This is a genomic window from Pseudomonas sp. UMAB-40 (genome assembly GCF_900095275.1).
Classification (GTDB): Bacteria; Pseudomonadota; Gammaproteobacteria; order Pseudomonadales; family Pseudomonadaceae; genus Aquipseudomonas; species Aquipseudomonas mandelii_B.
The window spans coordinates 82458-98893 of sequence record NZ_LT607559.1 but is presented as its reverse complement, the minus strand read 5'-3'; the positions used below and the strand labels follow the sequence as shown (position 1 = coordinate 98893).

General features: G+C 59.7%; 17 protein-coding genes. 14 read left to right on the top strand and 3 right to left on the bottom strand.

Annotation, left to right across the window (positions count from 1 at the left end):
- The first annotated feature begins 43 nt into the window (after positions 1–43).
- The 6 genes from K0F88_RS14335 (at position 44) to K0F88_RS14310 (ending at position 6821) form a co-directional block, all read left to right on the top strand.
- Positions 44–1345 (top strand): ABC transporter substrate-binding protein, encoded by a 1302-nt coding sequence (locus K0F88_RS14335; protein WP_219095467.1) that lies wholly within the window; start codon positions 44–46, stop codon positions 1343–1345.
- A gap of 68 nt (positions 1346–1413) precedes the next feature.
- Positions 1414–2322, top strand: coding sequence for a carbohydrate ABC transporter permease (locus tag K0F88_RS14330; RefSeq protein ID WP_010457390.1), 909 nt, complete (start codon positions 1414–1416; stop codon positions 2320–2322).
- On the top strand, positions 2315–3160 hold the full coding sequence (locus K0F88_RS14325; RefSeq protein ID WP_077748691.1) for a carbohydrate ABC transporter permease: 846 nt from the start codon (positions 2315–2317) through the stop codon (positions 3158–3160). Before K0F88_RS14330 ends, K0F88_RS14325 begins: the two co-directional genes overlap by 8 nt.
- Positions 3161–3162: 2 nt before the next feature.
- A complete protein-coding gene (locus K0F88_RS14320) occupies positions 3163–4323 on the top strand; it encodes an ABC transporter ATP-binding protein (RefSeq protein ID WP_219095466.1) in 1161 nt (386 codons plus the stop codon).
- Between the two features lie 189 nt (positions 4324–4512).
- Entirely contained in the window at positions 4513–5859 is a 1347-nt protein-coding gene (locus K0F88_RS14315; protein WP_219095465.1) for a carbohydrate porin, read from the top strand.
- 107 nt (positions 5860–5966) lie between these two features.
- A complete protein-coding gene (locus K0F88_RS14310) occupies positions 5967–6821 on the top strand; it encodes a D-hexose-6-phosphate mutarotase (protein ID WP_219095464.1) in 855 nt (284 codons plus the stop codon).
- 77 nt (positions 6822–6898) lie between these two features.
- On the opposite strand, the gene K0F88_RS14305 is transcribed toward K0F88_RS14310, so the two are convergent.
- Positions 6899–7759 (bottom strand): MurR/RpiR family transcriptional regulator, encoded by an 861-nt coding sequence (locus tag K0F88_RS14305; RefSeq protein WP_175649041.1) that lies wholly within the window; start codon positions 7757–7759, stop codon positions 6899–6901.
- Positions 7760–7986: 227 nt separating this feature from the next.
- Here K0F88_RS14305 and zwf point away from each other — a divergent pair, with 227 nt between their 5' ends.
- The 4 genes from zwf to K0F88_RS14285 all read left to right on the top strand — a co-directional run bounded on the left by zwf (position 7987) and on the right by K0F88_RS14285 (position 11763).
- Positions 7987–9456: a glucose-6-phosphate dehydrogenase gene (gene zwf, locus K0F88_RS14300; RefSeq protein WP_219095463.1), complete on the top strand. Its 1470-nt coding sequence runs from the start codon at positions 7987–7989 to the stop codon at positions 9454–9456.
- Entirely contained in the window at positions 9443–10156 is a 714-nt protein-coding gene (gene pgl / locus K0F88_RS14295) for a 6-phosphogluconolactonase (RefSeq protein WP_219095462.1), read from the top strand. The genes zwf and pgl overlap by 14 nt, the downstream gene beginning before the upstream one ends.
- A gap of 17 nt (positions 10157–10173) precedes the next feature.
- Positions 10174–10839 carry a bifunctional 4-hydroxy-2-oxoglutarate aldolase/2-dehydro-3-deoxy-phosphogluconate aldolase gene (locus K0F88_RS14290; RefSeq protein WP_219095461.1) on the top strand — a complete coding sequence of 222 codons (666 nt, stop codon included), beginning with the start codon at positions 10174–10176 and terminating at the stop codon, positions 10837–10839.
- A gap of 198 nt (positions 10840–11037) precedes the next feature.
- Positions 11038–11763, top strand: coding sequence for an intradiol ring-cleavage dioxygenase (locus K0F88_RS14285; protein WP_094471037.1), 726 nt, complete (start codon positions 11038–11040; stop codon positions 11761–11763).
- Positions 11764–11765: 2 nt separating this feature from the next.
- Here the strand turns inward: K0F88_RS14285 and K0F88_RS14280 are convergent, their stop codons facing one another.
- Together K0F88_RS14280 and K0F88_RS14275 are read right to left on the bottom strand one after the other, a co-directional pair.
- The gene (locus tag K0F88_RS14280; RefSeq protein ID WP_219095460.1) at positions 11766–12947 is read right to left on the bottom strand and encodes an aminotransferase class V-fold PLP-dependent enzyme; all 1182 of its coding nucleotides are present in this window, start codon (positions 12945–12947) and stop codon (positions 11766–11768) included.
- A 28-nt stretch (positions 12948–12975) separates the two neighbouring features.
- Positions 12976–13212 (bottom strand): DUF3820 family protein, encoded by a 237-nt coding sequence (locus K0F88_RS14275; RefSeq protein WP_010457368.1) that lies wholly within the window; start codon positions 13210–13212, stop codon positions 12976–12978.
- Between the two features lie 204 nt (positions 13213–13416).
- Between K0F88_RS14275 and K0F88_RS14270 the strand changes: the two genes are divergently transcribed.
- From K0F88_RS14270 to K0F88_RS32985, 4 genes are all read left to right on the top strand, one after another.
- Positions 13417–13884 (top strand): PA2169 family four-helix-bundle protein, encoded by a 468-nt coding sequence (locus K0F88_RS14270; protein ID WP_094471039.1) that lies wholly within the window; start codon positions 13417–13419, stop codon positions 13882–13884.
- A gap of 158 nt (positions 13885–14042) precedes the next feature.
- A complete protein-coding gene (locus K0F88_RS14265) occupies positions 14043–16031 on the top strand; it encodes an FUSC family protein (protein WP_094471040.1) in 1989 nt (662 codons plus the stop codon).
- Positions 16018–16224 carry a DUF1656 domain-containing protein gene (locus K0F88_RS14260; RefSeq protein ID WP_094471041.1) on the top strand — a complete coding sequence of 69 codons (207 nt, stop codon included), beginning with the start codon at positions 16018–16020 and terminating at the stop codon, positions 16222–16224. The genes K0F88_RS14265 and K0F88_RS14260 overlap by 14 nt, the downstream gene beginning before the upstream one ends.
- 117 nt (positions 16225–16341) lie before the next feature.
- On the top strand, positions 16342–16436 hold a 95-nt coding region (locus tag K0F88_RS32985), incomplete at its 3' end, for a hypothetical protein (RefSeq protein ID WP_374039718.1).

The window sequence follows — 16436 nt, the reverse complement described above, 5'->3', positions numbered from 1 at the left end:
AGCACCAGACTTGCATGCATAACAACAAGAAAGGTAATTCTAGATGAACGCGATTTCTCGCCTCGCTACTGTCATTTCTCTTGCCTCATTGCTTCCAATCTCTGCATTCCCTCTCAGTGCACTTGCCGCCGATTCCAAAGGTTCGGTAGAAGTCGTTCACTGGTGGACCTCCGGTGGCGAAAAAGCGGCCGTCGATGTCCTCAAGGCCCAAGTCGAAAAAGACGGTTTCACCTGGAAGGACGGCGCAGTCGCCGGTGGTGGCGGTGCTACAGCCATGACCGTACTCAAGAGCCGCGCCGTTGCCGGTAACCCGCCGGGCGTTGCACAGATCAAAGGCCCGGACATTCAGGAATGGGCGTCTACCGGTCTGCTCGACACCGACGTCTTGAAAGACGCCGCCAAAACCGAGAAGTGGGACAGCCTGCTCGACAAGAAAGTCTCCGATACTGTGAAGTACGAAGGTGACTACGTGGCCGTGCCGGTGAACATTCACCGCGTCAACTGGCTGTGGATCAACCCGGAAGTCTTCAAGAAAGCCGGCATCGAAAAAGCGCCAACCACCCTTGAAGAATTCTACGCCGCCGGTGACAAGCTCAAGGCAGCGGGCTTCATTGCCCTGGCCCACGGCGGCCAGCCTTGGCAGGACAGCACCGTATTCGAAGCGGTGGTCCTTTCGGTCATGGGCGTCGACGGCTACAAGAAAGCCCTGGTCGACCTGGACAACGCTGCACTGACCGGTCCTGAAATGGTCAAGGCGCTGACCGAGCTGAAGAAAGTCGCGACCTACATGGACGCCGACGGCAAAGGCCAGGACTGGAACCTGGAAGCGGCCAAGGTCATCAACGGCAAGGCCGGCATGCAGATCATGGGTGACTGGGCCAAGAGCGAGTGGACAGCGGCCAAGAAAGTCGCGGGCAAGGACTACGAGTGCGTCGCCTTCCCGGGCACCGACAAGGCGTTCACCTACAACATCGACTCCCTGGCCGTGTTCAAGCAGAAAGACAAAGGTACTGCTGCTGCTCAACAGGACATTGCCAAGGTCGTGCTGGGTGAGAACTTCCAGAAAGTCTTCAGCATCAACAAAGGCTCGATCCCGGTTCGAATCGACATGCTGAACGACATGGGCAAGTACGGTTTCGACTCCTGCGCCCAGACTGCGGCCAAGGATTTCCTGGTGGACGCCAAGTCTGGCGGCCTGCAGCCGAGCATGGCGCACAACATGGCGACCACGCTGGCGGTACAAGGCGCGTTCTTTGATGTCGTGACCAACTTCATCAACGACCCGAAAGCCGATCCTGCGACTGCCGCCAAACAACTGGGCACCGCGGTCAAAGCTGCCAAGTAACCGTTAGCCGCGCAGCCCCCCCTGTGGGAGCGGGCTTGTAATCCTTTTTCTTCGTACGGGATCTTCCCATGAGTTCTGTTGCTGTGTTCAGCAAGGCCTCGCCGTTCGATGCACTGCAGCGCTGGCTCCCTAAACTGGTGCTGGCGCCCAGCATGTTCATCGTCCTGGTGGGCTTCTATGGCTATATCCTGTGGACGTTCATCCTGTCGTTCACCACCTCGACCTTCCTGCCGACTTACAAATGGGCGGGGCTGGCGCAGTATCAGCGGCTGTTCGACAACGACCGTTGGTGGGTAGCGAGCAAGAACCTGGCGGTGTTCGGCGGCATGTTCATCGGCATTACCCTGGTGATCGGTGTGCTGCTGGCGGTGTTTCTTGATCAGCGCATTCGTCGCGAAGGTTTCATTCGCACCATTTACCTGTACCCGATGGCGCTCTCGATGATCGTCACCGGTACCGCCTGGAAGTGGCTGCTCAACCCGGGCATGGGCCTGGACAAATTGCTGCGTGACTGGGGCTGGGAAGGCTTTCGCCTGGACTGGCTGATCGACCCGGATCGCGTCGTGTATTGCCTGGTGATCGCCGCAGTCTGGCAAGCCTCGGGCTTCATCATGGCAATGTTTCTCGCCGGCCTGCGTGGCGTTGATCAATCGATCATCCGTGCCGCCCAGATCGATGGCGCGAGCATGCCGCGCATTTACCTCAAAGTGGTGTTGCCGAGCCTGCGCCCGGTGTTCTTCAGCGCGGTCATGATCCTGGCCCACATCGCGATCAAGAGTTTCGACCTGGTGGCGGCAATGACTGCCGGTGGCCCGGGTTATTCCTCCGACCTGCCTGCGATGTTCATGTACTCCTTCACCTTCAGTCGCGGCCAGATGGGCATGGGCTCGGCCAGTGCGATTCTGATGCTCGGTGCGATTCTCGCAATCATCGTGCCTTACCTGTACTCCGAGCTGAGGACTAAGCGTCATGACTAATTTCGCTGCCAAACCATCCATCAGCCTGAGTCGTATCGCCATCTACGGCGTGCTGATCCTGGCGGTATTCCTTTACCTGATACCGCTGGTGGTCATGCTGTTGACCAGCTTCAAGACACCGGAAGACATCAACTCCGGCAACCTGCTGAGCTGGCCGACCGTGGTCAGCGGCATTGGCTGGGTCAAGGCCTGGGGCACGGTTGACGGGTACTTCTGGAACTCGATCAAGATCACCGTCCCGGCGGTGCTGATCTCCACCGCGATTGGTGCGCTGAACGGCTACGTGCTGTCGATGTGGCGCTTCCGTGGCTCGCAACTGTTCTTCGGTTTGCTGCTGTTCGGTTGCTTCCTGCCTTTCCAGACCGTCCTGCTGCCGGCCTCGTTCACCCTCGGCAAGATGGGCCTGGCCAGCACCACCACCGGCCTGGTGTTCGTGCACGTGGTCTACGGCCTGGCGTTCACCACGCTGTTCTTCCGTAACTACTACGTCAGCGTTCCCGATGCGCTGGTGAAGGCGGCGCGGCTCGATGGCGCGGGTTTCTTCACCATCTTCCGCTTGATCATCCTGCCGATGTCCACCCCGATCATCATGGTCTGCCTGATCTGGCAGTTCACCCAGATCTGGAACGACTTCCTGTTCGGTGTGGTGTTCTCCAGCGGTGATTCGCAACCCATTACGGTGGCGTTGAACAACTTGGTCAACACCAGTACCGGGGCCAAGGAATACAACGTTGATATGGCGGCGGCGATGATCGCCGGGCTGCCGACCCTGCTGGTCTATGTGGTCGCAGGCAAGTATTTCGTGCGCGGGCTGACGGCCGGCGCAGTCAAGGGGTAATCATGGCTACGCTCGAACTTCGCAATGTAAACAAGACCTATGGCCCAGGCCTGCCGGACACCCTCAAGAACATCGAACTGTCGATCAAGGACGGTGAGTTCCTGATCCTGGTCGGACCTTCGGGTTGCGGCAAGTCGACCCTGATGAATTGCATCGCCGGCCTTGAAACCATCACCGGCGGCGCGATCATGATCGGTGATCAGGACGTCAGCGGCATGAGCCCGAAAGACCGCGACATCGCCATGGTGTTCCAGTCCTACGCGCTGTACCCGACCATGAGCGTTCGCGAGAACATCGCCTTCGGCTTGAAGATCCGCAAAATGCCCGCCGCCGACATCGAAGCGGAAGTGGCGCGGGTATCCAAGCTGCTGCAGATCGAACACCTGCTCAACCGCAAGCCCGGTCAGCTCTCCGGTGGTCAGCAACAGCGCGTCGCCATGGGCCGTGCCTTGGCGCGTCGGCCGAAGATTTACCTGTTCGACGAGCCGCTGTCCAACCTCGACGCCAAGCTGCGCGTCGAGATGCGCACCGAAATGAAACTGATGCACCAGCGCCTGAAAACCACCACGGTCTACGTGACCCACGACCAGATCGAAGCGATGACACTGGGCGACAAAGTGGCGGTGATGAAGGACGGGATCATCCAGCAATTCGGTACGCCGAAGGACATCTACAACAACCCGGCCAACCTGTTCGTGGCGAGCTTCATCGGCTCGCCGCCGATGAACTTCATCCCCCTGCGTTTGCAGCGCAAGGACGGTCGTCTGGTGGCGCTGCTCGACAGCGGCCAGGCCCGCTGCGAATTGCCGATGGGCATGCAGGACGCCGGTCTGGAAGACCGAGAAGTGATCCTCGGCCTGCGCCCCGAGCAGATCGTTCTGGCGGGCAGCGAGCCGAACGGTTTGCCGACCATTCGCGCCGAAGTCCAGGTCACCGAGCCGACCGGTCCCGACACCCTGGTGTTCGTCAATCTCAACGACACCAAAGTCTGCTGCCGCCTGGCGCCGGACGTCGCGCCGAACGTGGGCGAGACCCTGACCCTGCAATTCGATCCATCGAAAGTGCTGTTGTTCGATGCCAAGACCGGTGAACGCCTGGGGGTGGCCGGTCAACCAAAAGCCGAGAGCCACAGCGCCAACGTCGCCCAATTCAAAGGCCGCTAGAGATCAAATGTAGGAGCCGGCTTGCTGGCGATAGCGGTGTGTCATTCAGCACAGATGTTGACTGACACAGCATCGCCAGCAAGCCGGCTCCTACAGGGGGGATATGCGGTGAGCGGCCTGTCGCTCTCCGCACCTGATGTAACCGCGTTAAATAAAAACAGTTAATAACAATAAAACGAGGATGTAGGGATGAAGAAGAACAACAACGCTCAGCTTATCTGCCAGTTGTCCGCGGTTGCGGCCATGATGCTGGCCGGTAGTGTGCACGCGGCTGACGCGTTCAGCGCCGATTCCGAATGGATGACCGGCGATTGGGGTGGCGAGCGGACCAAGCTGATTGAGCAAGGTATCGACATCAAGATGGACTACGTCGGTGAAGTCGGTGGCAACCTTCACGGTGGCTACAACAACGACAAGACCGCGCGTTACGCCGACCAGTTTGGCCTGGGCGTGGCGCTGGACCTGCAAAAGCTGTGGGGCTGGGATAACACTCAGGCCAAGGTCCAGTTCACCAATCGTAACGGTGAAAACATCTCCAATGACCGTGTCGGTGATCCGCGTGCCGGCACCTTGAGTTCCTCCCAGGAAGTCTACGGCCGTGGCCACATGGTCCGTCTGACCCAACTGTGGATCAAGCACCAGTTCCTCGACGGCAAACTGGACGTCAAGGCCGGTTACTTCGGCGAAGGCGAAGACTTCAACACCTTCCCTTGCGAGTTCCAGAACCTGGCGTTCTGCGGTTCCCAGGTGGGTAACTGGGCGACCAACATCTGGTACAACTGGCCGATCAGCCAGGCTGCGATCCGCGTGAAGTACAACATCTCGCCTGAGTGGTATGCGCAGATCGGCGCGTACAACCAGAACCCGTCGCAACTGGAGCACGGTAACGGCTTCAAGCTCAGCGGCAGTGGTACCAAGGGCACCGTGTTGCCAGTCGAACTGGTCTGGTTGCCTAACCCTGGCAACCTGCCGGGCGAATACCGTGTCGGTTACTACAAAAGCACGGCCAAGGCCGATGACGTTCGTGAAGACGAAAACGGCAATGATGCGGCCACCAGCGGCAACGCCTATCGCAGCCACAGCAGCAAATCCGGCTACTGGTTCGTGGCGCAACAACAACTCACCACCCACAACGGTGACAAATCTCGCGGCCTGAACATCGCTGCCAACGCCACGTTCCACGACAAGGACACTAACATCGTCGACAACTACCAGTCGCTGATGCTGGTGTACAAGGGCCCGTTCGATGCACGTCCGAAGGATGACTTCGGTATCGGTGCCGCTCGTATCCATGTCAACGACGACGTGAAGAAAAACTCAGAGTTGGTCAACGCCTCCAACAACGTCACTGACTATCAAGACCCGCTGTTCGCGCCGCTGCGTAACACTGAATACAACTACGAGATCAACTACGGCTTCCACGTCACCAACTGGCTGACCGTGCGTCCTAACCTGCAATACATCACTCACCCGGGCGGTGTGGATGAAGTCGACAACGCGCTGGTGGCCGGCCTGAAAATTCAGTCGGTGTTCTAACGCTGTTGCGATAAGCTCCTCTCTATGTGCGCATTTTTGCGGACAGCCTTGGCTGTCCGCTTTTTTTTGGGGGCGGCGCACCCCGATGATTTTCAGGACCGTGGCACATGCATGAGCATCCGCTACAACGCTTCTTCAAATCCTTGCGCGAACGTCCGGTGTTTGCGTGGGAGCGCTACCAGAAGCGCGACGTGCTGGTGATCGACCATCCGCTGTGTCAGGCGGTGTTCAGTCGGCAGGGCGCGCAATTGCTGCACTTCCAGCCAAGGGGCCAGAAACCCTGGCTGTGGTGCGCGGCGAAGTGGCCGCAGGTCGGCGCGATTCGTGGCGGCGTGCCAGTGTGTTGGCCGTGGTATGGCCGTCATCCGAGCGAAAACGCCTGGCCTTCCCATGGCTGGGCACGGTTGATCGACTGGAAGCTGCTCGACAGCAGCCATGACGACGAGGGCGTGCGCCTGCATTGGCAACTTCAGCTTTGCGACTGGCAAGTGGATCTGCACGCCCACTTGGGCGATCGCATGGAATTACGCCTGAGTACCGAGCATCAGGACAGCCTGCCGTGCCAATTGAGCCAGGCGTTGCATGCCTATTGGCGTATTGGTGATGTCGGTGAGATAGCGCTGTCTGGGCTCGATGGCGTCCACGGTTACGACCAGTTGAACCGCCAGGTTTGCCAGCAGGAAGGCGAGTTGAGAGTCGACGGCGGGTGTCAGCGGGTGTTCCAGCATGACGGTGAATTGCAGCTCAAGGACCATGCCTGGCAGCGCGAGTTGTGCATCGACACCGGTGATCATGCGGACACAGTGGTTTGGCATCCGGGGTCGCGGCCGTTGCTGGGGGTGAGCTGGAACGAGATTTCCGAATTTGTGTGTGTCGAGGCGGCGAGTGGCGGAACGGACAGTTTGAGCCTGGCGCCGGGGCAGAAGGCGCATTTGAGTTTGCAGGCGCGGGTGGGGGTTTAGCGCAAAATCTACGGTGTTGCGCCGGGCCTCATCGCGGGCAAGTCGAAGAGGCCCGATCAGGCAATGAAGATGTTGACCTAGTTGAACTCATCCCCAACCGGATACCGACTGGCATTCAGGCTCTCTTTGATCTTGCGCAAATGCGGCTGGAAATCCACGCCCCGGCGCAAGGTCATGCCGGTGGCCAGCACATCCAGCACAGTTAGCTGGATGATCCGCGACGTCATCGGCATATAGATGTCGGTGTCTTCCGGCAACGGAATGTTCAGGCTCAAGGTGCTGGCCTTGGCCAATGGCGAACCCTCGGCCGTCAGCCCCAGCACCGAAGCGCCGTTCTCCCGGGCGATACGCGCCACTTCCACCAGTTCGCGGGTGCGGCCGGTGTAGGAGATGATCACGAACAACTCGCCGGTATGTGCCACCGACGCAATCATGCGCTGCATCAGTACGTCGGCATGGGCGGTGACCGCCAGGTTGAAGCGGAAGAACTTGTGCTGCGCATCCAGCGCCACCGGGGCCGAGGCGCCAAGGCCGAAGAAGTGGATCTGCCGGGCCTGGATCAACAGGTCGACGGCGCGGCTGATCAGGTTCGGGTCCAGTGCCTGCAAGGCACTGTCCAGCGATGCGATGGCGCTGCCGAAAATCTTCTTGGTATACGCCTCGGGATTGTCATCGGCCTCGACCGCACGGCTGACATACGCCGCGCCGCTGGCCAGGCTCTGGGCCAGTTGAAGCTTGAGCTCCGGGTAGCCACTGACGCCGAACGAACGGCAGAAACGGTTGACCGTCGGCTCGCTGACCTTCGAGGCCTGGGCGAGGGCGGCAATGCTGAACCGGGTGGCCTGCTGTGGGTTGAGCAGGATCACTTCGGCGACTTTGCGTTCCGCCTTGTTCAGGTCTTCAAGGCGATTCTGGATCTGTTCCAGTAGATTTCGCACGCGGTCCATTTCATGTTCCTTAGGTCAGCAGCGCAAATAAGCGTTCGGCTATGCAAATTGGGCCTTTGATACGGCCCGTAACGGTGGCCTATCCTACTGATGGCTCCGACCGACCACCACTCGGAATCTGTATTTTGCGAAAATGTTGTGGTTATTACTACATTTTCCCTTGAGTGATGCCTTGAAAAAAGGTATTTGTAGCTTAACTTGATAAAAGAACAAACATCATGCCTTCGATTACGGTTGAACCGTGCACCTTTGCCTTGTTCGGCGCCCTCGGCGACCTGGCCCTGCGCAAACTGTTTCCTGCCCTTTATCAACTCGATGGCGCAGGCCTGCTGCACGAGGATACGCGGATTATCGCGCTGGCCCGTGAGCCTGGCAGCGAGCAAGAACACTTGGCGTTCATCGCCTCCGAACTGCGCCGTTATGTAGGTGCCAAAGAGCTGGACGAAGCTGTGGTCGAACGCTTCCTGGCCCGTTTGAGCTACCTGCATGTCGACTTCCTCAAGGCCGACGATTACGTCGCCCTGGCCGAAATGGCCGGCAGCGCCCAGCGTGTGATTGCTTACTTCGCCACACCGGCCGCCGTTTACGGCGCAATCTGCGAGAACCTGTCGAAGGTCGGCCTGACCGAAAACACCCGCGTCGTGCTGGAAAAACCCATCGGTTCGGACCTGGAATCCTCGCGCAAGGTCAACGACGCCGTGGCGCAGTTCTTCCCGGAGAACCGCACTTACCGCATCGACCACTACCTGGGCAAAGAGACCGTCCAGAACCTGATCGCCCTGCGTTTCGCCAACAGCCTGTTCGAAACCCAGTGGAACCAGAATTACATCTCCCACGTGGAAATCACCGTGGCCGAGAAGGTCGGGATCGAAGGCCGCTGGGGTTACTTCGACAAGGCCGGCCAGCTGCGGGACATGATCCAGAATCACCTGCTGCAACTGCTCTGCCTGATCGCCATGGACCCGCCGGCCGACTTGTCCGCCGACAGCATCCGTGACGAGAAAGTCAAAGTGCTCAAGGCCCTGGCGCCGATCAGCCCGGAAGGCCTGACCACGCAAGTGGTGCGCGGCCAGTACATCGCCGGGTACAGCGAAGGCAAATCGGTCCCCGGTTACCTGGAAGAGCCCAACTCCAATACCCAGAGCGACACCGAAACCTTCGTCGCCCTGCGTGCCGACATCCGCAACTGGCGCTGGGCCGGCGTGCCGTTTTACCTGCGTACCGGCAAGCGCATGCCGCAGAAGCTGTCGCAGATCGTCATCCACTTCAAGGAACCGTCGCACTACATCTTCGCCCCCGAGCAGCGCCTGCAAATCAGCAACAAGCTGATTATCCGCCTGCAACCGGACGAAGGCATTTCCTTGCGTGTGATGACCAAAGAACAAGGCCTGGACAAGGGCATGCAGCTGCGCAGCGGTCCGTTGCAGCTGAATTTTTCCGACACTTATCGCAGCGCACGGATTCCCGATGCCTACGAGCGGTTGTTGCTGGAAGTGATGCGTGGCAATCAGAACCTGTTTGTCCGTAAAGATGAAATCGAAGCCGCGTGGAAGTGGTGTGACCAGTTGATTGCCGGGTGGAAAAAATCCGGTGATGCGCCCAAGCCGTACGCGGCTGGGTCCTGGGGACCGATGAGCTCCATTGCTCTGATCACGCGGGATGGGAGGTCGTGGTATGGCGATATCTGAATTGAAACTGCCTCAGGGCGTCAGCGCCCATGAGTTCAAGAGCCCGGTGCTGCTGGCCGATGGTCTGGCGCTGAATGTGGCCAAGCAACTGAGTGACGCCATCGACGCTCGCGGCACTGCGACGCTGGTGGTGTCCGGTGGCCGCAGCCCGGTGGCGTTCTTCCAGAACCTGGCGAAGCAGAAACTGGACTGGTCCAAGGTCGTGGTCACCCTGGCCGACGAGCGCTGGGTGCCGGTCGAGCATGCCGACAGCAATGCCGGTCTGCTCAAGCGCTACCTGTTGCAAGGCCCGGCGGCCAAGGCTCAGTTTCTGAGCCTGTACAGCGCCACTGCGAACCTTGAACTGGCCGCCGAGCAGGCGGATCGCTTGCTCGCCGAGTTGCCGCCGATCGACGTGCTGATCCTCGGCATGGGTGATGACGGTCACACCGCTTCGCTGTTCCCCAACAGCCCGAACCTGATCGATGCCTTGAAAGTCGACGGCACCCGTCGGTGCTATCCGATGCTGGCGCCGACCGTGCCGCATCAGCGACTGACCATGAGCCGCGCGCTGCTGGCCTCGGCCAAGACCACCGTTCTATCGATTTCCGGTCAGTCCAAACTGACCACTTTGAGTGCCGCATTGGCCGGTGACGATGTCGCCGCCATGCCGATTCGCGCGTTTCTGCAACCTACGTTAGAGATTTACTGGTGCCCATGAGCCAAGGATCAGCCGCTATGACAATCACATCCCCGACCGTTTCCATGGCGGACAAAGTTGCCCTGATCGACAGCCTCTGCGCCAAGGCGCGGATCCTGCCGGTGATCACCATCGCTCGCGAACAGGACGTCCTGCCCCTGGCCGACGCCCTGGCCGCCGGTGGCCTGACTGCCCTGGAAGTGACGCTGCGTTCGCAGTTCGGCCTCAAGGCCATCCAGATTCTGCGTGAGCAGCGTCCTGAGCTGGTGACCGGTGCGGGTACTGTGCTGGATCGCACGATGCTCGCCGCCGCCGAAGCGGCCGGCTCACAGTTCATCGTCACCCCGGGCATCACCCGTGACCTGCTCGAAGCCAGCGTCGACAGCCCGATCCCGCTGTTACCAGGCATCAGCAACGCTTCCGGCATCATGGAAGGTTATGGTCTGGGTTATCGCCGCTTCAAGCTGTTCCCGGCGGAAGTCAGCGGCGGCGTCGCGGCCATCAAGGCCCTGGGCGGCCCGTTCGGTGAAGTGAAATTCTGCCCGACTGGCGGCGTCAGCCCGGCCAACATCAAGAGCTACATGGCGTTGAAAAACGTCATGTGCGTGGGCGGTAGCTGGATGCTGGATCCCGAGTGGATCAAGAACGGCGACTGGGCCCGCATTCAGGAATGCACCGCCGAGGCATTGGCGCTGCTGGACTGATCGGCTTTTACCAAACACTTCGTTGTGTGTTCTACGGCTTTACGGTGCGCTTGGTCGGTGCACCGTTTTTTTTTGCCCGCAAAAAACTGTGGGAGCTAGCAGCTAGCTCCCACAGGAGACATCAAGCGATACATAGTTACCGCCTCTTGCCCTTCGACCAGCGTTAACCTGCGTTCATCTTATGGAAGAGAGAACGTCATGGACGACAACACCTCCGTTGCACCCCCACCGCCGGTTTACCTGCTGTCTCCCGAGCAAATTGCCGGCCCGTTTTTCCGCAATCCGAAACTCATCCGTCGCAACATCAGCGAAAGCGCCGATGGCATTCCCCTGGTGCTGCGACTGGCGATTGTCGATGCCATGACGGGTGAGCCTGTGACCGGGGCCTTGGTCGATATCTGGCACTGCAATGCGCGTGGTGCCTATTCGGGCTGGAGCAAGATCAACCCGGACCAGGAAGTCGATGTCGGTGACATCGGTTCGGTCCCGCGCACTGACGACGACACCTACCTGCGTGGCGGGCAATTCACCGACAAGAAGGGTGTGGTGAGGTTTACCACCATCTACCCGGGGTTCTATGCCGGTCGTACCTTGCACATTCATGTCGCCGTGCGCATTACGTCCGGCAACAATTACCTCGACGAACGACACGTCGCCTGGGTCGGTCAGCTCTACTTCCCCGAACCCGCTTCACGTTCGGTGCTAAACGCCCGGGACTACAGCGGCCGATCGGTCTCGCCGTTGAGCAACAATGAAGACACTTATTACCGCGAGCAGGGCGGCGAGGCTTCGACATTGACGGTCCACACCCTCGGTCGAGACTCGAACGAGGATGGCTTTTTCGGGCATACGACCATCGGTATCGATACGTTCGCCGCTTCGACGCAAATCAAGCCGGAGGACTTCGACAAATACACGGTCTGACGTCAGCGCAACTCGCTCAGCGCCCTGGCCAGCAGATCCATGTCGGCAGCGGTGGTGGTGAGCCCCGGTGTAATGCGAATGCAGGGCCCGCTCGCCGCGCCGCTGCGGACCACGGTGAACAGGTTGTAGTCGCTGAGCAGCCGCTCGACCATCGCCTGTTGATCGGTATGCCGGGTAAAGCGCATCGAGGTAATGCCGCAATACAGTCTCGGGTCATCGGGTGTCATGACCTCGATCCCCGGTAGCTCGCGAACCGCGTTGACCCACCGGTTGCGCAGGTAGTTGAGCCGTGTGCTCTTGGCAGCGGCGCCGCCCATGGCGAGATGCTCCTCGAACACCAGCGGCAGCGTCAGCAGGGCCGGGATGTTCGGCGTGCTGTAGGGCGTGCGGGCGCGAGTATCGGAGACCGGGAAGTGCATCTCGCCCATGTCCGGGTCGATGTCGGCCAGGCGCTCGGGGGCAATGTAGATAAAACCCAGCGTCAGGGGCGCGCCGATCCATTTGTGCAGATTGAAACCGGCGAAAGAAACGCCCAGTTCATCCAGGTTGAACTCGATCTGGCCGAGGGCATGGGCGCCATCGAGGATCACGTCGATACCATGTTCTTTGGCGGCGGCAGCAATGGCCTGCACAGGCATGACCAGTCCGGTGCGATGGGTGACATGGGTCAGGGCCATCAATTTGAGCTTTGGATAACGCGCGAAGGTGTCGCGATAGGTGGCCAGCAAGCTGTCAAAAGTGGCGGGATGTGCGTGGTCGATTTCGATCACCTCCACGCCGCGATGCCGGGCCAGCCAGCGCATCGCGCCTTTGACCGTGTCGTACTCCAGATCGCAAATCAGCACCTGATCGCCCGGCTGAAGGCGATTGTAATTGCGGATCAGCGATTGCAGGCCGTCCGAGGCGTTGCGGGTGAGGGCCACGGTGTCGACTGGAACGTCGATCAGGCCGGCGAGCTGCGCCCGGATCTCGAGAATTTCGACCTGTTCGAAGCGCTGGCGCACATGCACCGAGTTGCTGCGGTTGATCAGCTCGATGTTGCGCTGGTACTCCTCGACCACGGTGCGCGACATGCGCCCGAAGTATCCGTTTTCCAGGTTGATGGGCCCGGGTTCGACCGCGTAGCGGTCTGCAAAGGTCTTCCAGAAGTGTTCATCACGGGCGCGACGGGTGTTATCGGGCATGAGCTACTCGGCTTTTTTAATTGCAATGTCAGTGGCGCGGGGCAGGTTTGCCGTGTTTGGCGCGCAGCGGTTCGAGCAGGTCCGACAGACCGTTGTGGTCGATCTCCTGCATCAGGGCCAGCAATCCGCCCAGCTCGCCATGCGGGAAACCTTCCCGGGCGAACCAGTTCAGGTATTGGCCGGGCAGGTCGGCAATGATGCGACCCTTGTATTTGCCGAAGGGCATTTCACGGGTGATCAACAGTTCGAGCTTTTCAGGGTTCATCTATCGGTCGTCTTCATTCATCAGGCTGGAAAAATACAGGCATTCTGCATGCAGGCCAATTGACAGTTCATGCAAAAAAAGCGGATACAGATTTTGTCGTTAAAACTAAGTTATTGAAAAATAACGGATAAATTATCAGTTCGAAGCTGGCATGCAGGGTGCAATAGCTATTGCATCTTTCATCAACCCGCAAGGAATTGAAAAATGACCGACATGAATAAAGAAGCGATTTCTGTACTCAACGACCTGATTGAAACCAGCAAAGACGGTCAGGAAGGGTTCAAGACTTGCGCTGAAGACATCAAACACCCTGAACTCAAAACCCTGTTCGTGCAACGCTCCACCGACTGCGCCACCGCCGCTGCCGAACTTCAGAGCGCCGTGCGTTCGATGGGTGGCGATCCGGAAACGTCCACCAGCGTCAGCGGTGATCTGCACCGCCGCTGGGTCGACGTCAAAGCGATGTTCACCGGCAAGGATGAAGAAGCCGTGCTGAACGAAGCGGAACGCGGTGAAGACCATGCACTGAAGGCGTACAAAGAAGCCCTCGAAAAAATCAACAAACACAACCTGGTGGGCATTCGTGATCTGGTTGAACGTCAGTACCACGGCGTGCAACGCAATCACGATCAAGTAAAAGCCCTGCGTAACCAGGCTCGCGCTCGCTCTTAAGCGCTCGTAGCCTGTCAAAAACGCCAGCCAGTCTGGCGTTTTTTTGTGTCTGGGATTTAACGCTGGACGGGATATAGATAGCTCGCTAATAATTTGTTTTTCAAGTGACTTCAGTGAACCCGACTATCGTTAAAAACGTCCTTTCAAGAGTCTTTTACGTGCCTATCACTTTGCAGGCTTTGTTTGCGCCTGACCGCCGCGCCCTACAGTTCGCAATAAAAACCTTGATCGGTGGCGGCCTGGCCCTGTGGCTGGCATTGCGCTGGGGTCTTGAGCAACCCGCCTGGGCACTGATGACGGCGTTCATCGTCGCTCAGCCATTGTCTGGAATGGTGGTGCAGAAGGGGTTGGCGCGGCTGCTGGGGACATTGGTCGGCACTATCATGTCGGTGGTGTTCATGGGGTTATTCGCCCAGACGCCCTGGCTATTTTTATTGGCATTGGCGTTGTGGCTCGGGCTGTGTACGGCGAGTTCGACCTTGCTGCGCAGTGCCTGGTCCTATTCATTTGTGCTGGCCGGTTACACGGTGGCGATCATCGCATTGCCGGCCATCACCCATCCGCTGACGGTGTTCGACCAAGCCGTGGCGCGCTGCACGGAAATCTGTCTGGGCATCCTGTGCGCCACGGTGGCCAGCGCGTTGCTGTGGCCGATGCGCGTCGAGCGACAACTGGCGGATCAGGCACGAGCCGCCTGGAACAGCGGGATGAACGCTGCACGTGCAACGCTGGCCGGCGATGCCCAGGCACGCAAGGGTTTGTTGGAAATCCTCGGGCGAATCGTCGCGGTCGATGCCCAGCGCGAACATGCCTGGTTTGAAGGTGGCCTGGGTCGGCAACGGGCACGAGCTATCAGCGGCTTGAGCCAGAAGCTCTTGATGCTGCTGCGCATCGCCCGCTCGGTGCGCCGTCAGTGGAAGCAGCTGGAACCACGGGAAGCCGAGCAACTGTTGCCGTGGATGACCGAGGTTCAGGTTGCGCTCAGCGGCGACGATACGGCGACCCTGCAAGCGTTGCGGCCGAGGTTGCTCGATGCATCCCATGACCCGCACATCAGCTCCGCGCAGAGTTACTGCCTGGCCCGTTTCACCTTGCTGCTCGATACCGCGATGGCGGCCACTGCGGCGATGAAAGCGGTGGAGGAGGGGCGCGAAACGGTCGATCCGCCACGCACCCTGACGCCGCACCGCGACCTGTCATTGGCGTTGGTGTTCGGCGCGCGCAGTGCCTTGGCCTTTCTGGTGGTGTCGTGCTTCTGGCTGGCGACGGCCTGGCCCGCCGCGTCGGGTGCCCTGGTGCTGACGTGCGTGGTGTGCAGCCTGTTCGCCAGTCGCGAGAACGGCGCGCAGATAGGCATGAGTTTCATGCGGGGCATTTTTCTGGCGATTCCGACGGCGTTTTTCGTCGGGCAGATTCTGCTGCCGCAATGGAGCGGATTTGCCTTGCTCTGCATGGGCATGGGCGTGCCGTTGTTTTTCGGTGCGCTGGGCATGGCCAAGCCGCAGATTGGCGCCACGGCGACTTCGTTCTGTCTGCATTTTATCGTGCTGGTGTCGCCGCTGAACGCGATGAAATTCGACGTCGCCACGTTCTTCAACAGCGCCCAGGCGATGGTGGTCGGTGTCGGCGCGGCGGTGTTGGCGTTTCATTTACTGATCCTGCGTAACCCGGCGTGGCATGGCCGCCGCTTGCTGGCAGCGACGCTCGACGATTTGGTAAGGCTGACCCGACGTAACCTGCGGGGTGCCGAAAGCTGGTTTGGCGGACGCATGGCCGACCGCTTGCTGCAACTGGCGCGGCACTATCCCGAGTTGCCGGAACCGGCGCGCAGTCGTTGGGATGACGGCTTGCTCGGCCTCGATATCGGCGATGAATTGTTGCATCTGCGGTTGAGCCTGGCGGTGGCGCAAGTGCCGGTCAGCGCACCTCAACGCCGTTATCTCGAACAGCTGGAAAAAGTCCTTGAGCAGGGCCCTGCGGGCAATCGCGCCGATGCGCTGGAACAACCCAGCGAAGCCTTCTTGAAGACCTTGTACGCGTTGCCGCCCAGCGACGCGGTGAAACTGGCTCAGGGCGCGGTGCTGCAATTGCAAAACAGCTGGCGCGCCTGGTGCCGTCAACAGGAGCAAAGCCATGGGTTTGCGTGAGTGGTCGGTGGGCGGTGTGCTGCTCAGTCCGTTTCTGATTTATGTGCTGCTGGCACTGCTGGTCACCGCAGCCTTGCGCATGCTCTTGCGCCTGACACCGGTCGGCCGCTGGATCTGGCACGAAGCATTGTTTGATTGCGCCTTGTACGTCTGTGTATTGACCCTGATCACCGTCGTCCTCGGACCTTTATAAGGAGTTGAAAAATGCGTACTCCAGTACGTGTCGCGGTAACCCTGTGCCTGGTGGCGGTGGCGATCTTTGCCGGCTTTCATTTGTGGCAGTACTACATGCTCACGCCCTGGACCCGGGATGCGCGGATCCGCGCCGACGTGGTGGTCATCGCCCCGGACGTCTCGGGGTGGGTGCGTGAGCTCAAGGCGTTCGACAACCAGCAAGTCAAGGCG